This window comes from Arthrobacter sp. TJ-217, assembly GCF_058269255.1.
This window is the reverse complement of the sequence record NZ_JBZCNJ010000024.1, coordinates 1-3179: the sequence shown is the minus strand read 5'-3', so window position 1 is coordinate 3179 and position 3179 is coordinate 1. Positions and strand designations below refer to the sequence as shown.

Genomic DNA, 3179 nt, shown 5'->3' with positions numbered 1-3179 from the left:
GGTCATGTGAAAACCATTCGGGTTGGAGGGCTAGTTGGTTGGTGGGTGGGGGGTGGTGGGTTAGAGGCTGCGGCGTTTCAGGGCGAGGGCGGCGCCGGTCAACAGAAAGGCCCCCGGCCGGTGGGCCAGGGGCTTTCGTTTCAGAACAGTTACGATCGGGTCTGGCCTCGAGTGCCTGCCATCGCCGGGAGGACCATCCCAACGGTGGCGATGATCACGACTGCCCCGGCCAGAGCTGCGTATACCGGCCAGTCGATGCCCACGGAGAAGACCCCGAGCATGCTGTAGGCCATGCCTCCGAGTGCTGGAATCACCGCAAGGGTGCCGATCACCAAGGCCGTTGCCATGACGAACACCGATTCGATGAGGATCATCGCGCTCATCTGGGTGCGGGTCGTGCCAATACGTTGCAGCAGGGCGAACTCCGGCTTACGCGAGCTGGTGAGCATCACGAGGGTGTTTGCCGCGGCAGTGGCGATGAAGAAGATGAGCACGAAGAGCAGGATCGCCCCGAATTGCTGCTGCGCTGCCGCACCCTTCTTGGTCTCCTGCACGAAGTCATCGACAGAGACCGTCTGCAGCCCGAGGGAGCTCAGATCCGCCGAGCCCAGCGCGAACAACTGGTCAGCGGCGGCCGGCCGGTTAGGCGCCGGCAGCGAGGACTCGTCGAGGATGTAGTCGCCGAATCCGAGGCCTCGGTCATAAACGGCCACGACCGTCCGCGAGACCGCGGTGTCTTCATCGAAGCGCAGCTCCACGGTGTCGCCGACACGTTTGCCGGCGCTGAAGACGCCGTCACTGCTGACGGCGATCGTGTCGGCGTCGGTGAGATCATCCAGCGAGCCGGCCGTCACATCGACATCCATCAGTCCCGAAGTGCTGCCGGCCACCGCGCGCAGGCCGGTCTGCTCCCAGGAGATATCTCCGTATTCGTCGTCAAGGTCGAACTTCACCTCCGCGGGAACCATCGAGCTGGCAACCACCGCGTCAATGCCCGGGGTGGATGCCACGGCGGCTGCCTGCTCGGCTGTCACGCCGTCGGGGGAGGTGATGATGAGATCCGATTCCAGACCGGCACGCAACTGCATGCCGGTGGCTTCCACCGTTGTGTGGTTCGCCCCTGTCTGCACTGTGCCCAGCGCCAGGAGCAGGGCAAGCGGGATGATCGCTGCCGTGAGCCGGCGCGAGAAGCCGCGGGTATTCACCAGGGCGAGCATGGCTGCTGCGTTGCTCGACGAGCGTGTGGCGCGCGCTGCCCGTCGGGCGATTGCGCCGACGATGACCGGGCCGGCCAGCGCGGCGGCGCTCAGGAGCAGGAATGCCGAGGTGGCTCCGGCTGCGCTGCCCGCCGTGCCCGACACGACGAACGGTGTACCGGCAATGACGATGCCGACCACCAGAAGCACGATTGCCGTGATCCGCCGTGCCGGGGAAATCCCGGATGACTCAGCCGAACCACCGCGAACGGCCTCGGTCGGGCTGACCTTTGTGATCTTGCGGGTCGCGAGCACGCCTGCGAGCAGCGCGGTCGGGAACAGCAGGACCAGCGCGCCGATCACGGGAAGCGGGGAGATCACCAGATCGAACCCGGCAGGCACGATACCCCCGGAGACCAGTGCCGGCATGAGCAGTTGCCCGGCAAACAGTCCAGGGATGGCCCCGAGCGGGGCCGCGAGGGCGAACACGATGACGACCTCGGCTGTCACCATCGAGCGCACCTGCCGCGGGGTTGCTCCGACGGCGCGGAGCAGGGCAAACTGCGCGTTCCGCTGCCGCAATGCCGAGGCGAAGGTGGAGGCGACAACGAGTTCGACAACGAGGACCGCCGTGCCGGCGAAGGAGGCGGCCGCGGCCATCAGCAAAGGCTCATCACCGCGCAGGCCGCTTTCCATGAGCACACCATTAGCGGTCAGCAGCGCCGCGGCCGAGACCACAATCAGGAAACTGCCAACCAGGCTTGCACGGTAGGCGCGTACCGCTGAACGGGCGAAAGACCACATGGCTATCGTCCCAACTCAACGAGGCGGGCCGCGATCTGCGCCGAGGTCGGCGCTACCAGCTTGCCGGCGAGTCGTCCATCTGCCAGGAACAGCACCTCATCGGCGGTGGCGGCCACGTGCGGGTCGTGGGTGACCAGAACCAGCGTCTGCGTGAACCGCTTGGCGGCACCGCGCAGCACTTCGAGCACCTGATCTCCCGTGCGGCGGTCCAGGGCACCGGTCGGCTCATCGGCGAAGACGACGGTGGGCCGGGTGATCAGTGCGCGCGCGATGGCCACCCGCTGTGCCTGGCCTCCGGATAACTCGCTCGGCAACCGCTCGGTCATACCGGTCAGCCCGACGGACTCGACGAGGGTCTGCTGCCACTGCTCATCGGGACGCCGGCCATCGAGCAGCATCGGCAGCTGGATATTCTCCCCGACGGTCAGGTGGCCAATGAGGTTATACGACTGGAACACGAAACCGACATGGCGCCGGCGGAAACGAGTGACAGCGTCCAGGGAGAGCCCGGTGATATCGGTCTCACCGATGAACACCTGACCGCTGGTTGGCGTATCAAGGCCCGCGGCAAGATTCAGGAACGTCGACTTGCCCGACCCGGACGGGCCCATAATCGCAATAAACGCACCCGGGGCAATATCGAGGGAGAACTCCTGAAGAGCAGTGACCTCCTCCGGGCCGTTCGGAAAAGTCTTACGAAGTTGAAGAAGACGCACAGCGGTATCAACCGACGGCGGACTTACAAACGTACTCGGGGTCATCAAACGAACTTTCTATTGGGAGAGTGAAACGGGCTGCGGGTGCTGTGGGTGTCGGGTCAGGGTGTGCTGAGGGCTTCGTCGAGGGCCTCGATGGAGCCGCGGTAGAGATCGAGGAGTTCCTCCTGGGGGCCTTCGAAGATGGCGGGCGGCAGTGCTGTGAGGGTGATGGTGACGGCGGTGCCGTCCTCTGCGACTGTGTTGAGGCTCTGGTAGCCGGGGATGGAGCCGTTGTGGCCCCAGGTTTTGCCGCCGCCCAGTTCGCTGCTTTCGATTCCCAGCCCGTACGTGGATCCGGGAATGATTTTGTCGCCGGTGGTGATGCCGGTGAGCATCTGGTCGAGTTCGGCCGGTTCCAGGAGCTCGCCGTCGAGGACGGCTTTCATGAACGTGTTGAGCTCAGCCGGTGTGGATACCATGG

General features: G+C 65.2%; 2 protein-coding genes and 1 pseudogene. All 3 read right to left on the bottom strand.

The features are described from left to right. Window positions 1–149 precede the first annotated feature (149 nt). Window positions 150–2000, bottom strand: coding sequence for an ABC transporter permease (locus AC4D2R_RS17975; RefSeq protein WP_490941465.1), 1851 nt, complete (start codon window positions 1998–2000; stop codon window positions 150–152). Between the two features lie 2 nt (window positions 2001–2002). Then, window positions 2003–2761, bottom strand: a complete 759-nt coding sequence (locus tag AC4D2R_RS17970; RefSeq protein WP_490941464.1) for an ABC transporter ATP-binding protein — start codon at window positions 2759–2761, stop codon at window positions 2003–2005. 56 nt (window positions 2762–2817) lie between these two features. After that, window positions 2818–3179, bottom strand: a pseudogene (locus tag AC4D2R_RS17965) (hypothetical protein); the annotation flags it as partial.

Excerpts from the sequence above, each read along its gene's own strand:
- AC4D2R_RS17975 (WP_490941465.1), bottom strand. The coding sequence starts at position 2,000 with ATGTGGTCTTTCGCCCGTTCAGCGGTACGCGCCTACCGTGCAAGCCTG.
- AC4D2R_RS17970 (WP_490941464.1), bottom strand. The coding sequence starts at position 2,761 with ATGACCCCGAGTACGTTTGTAAGTCCGCCGTCGGTTGATACCGCTGTG.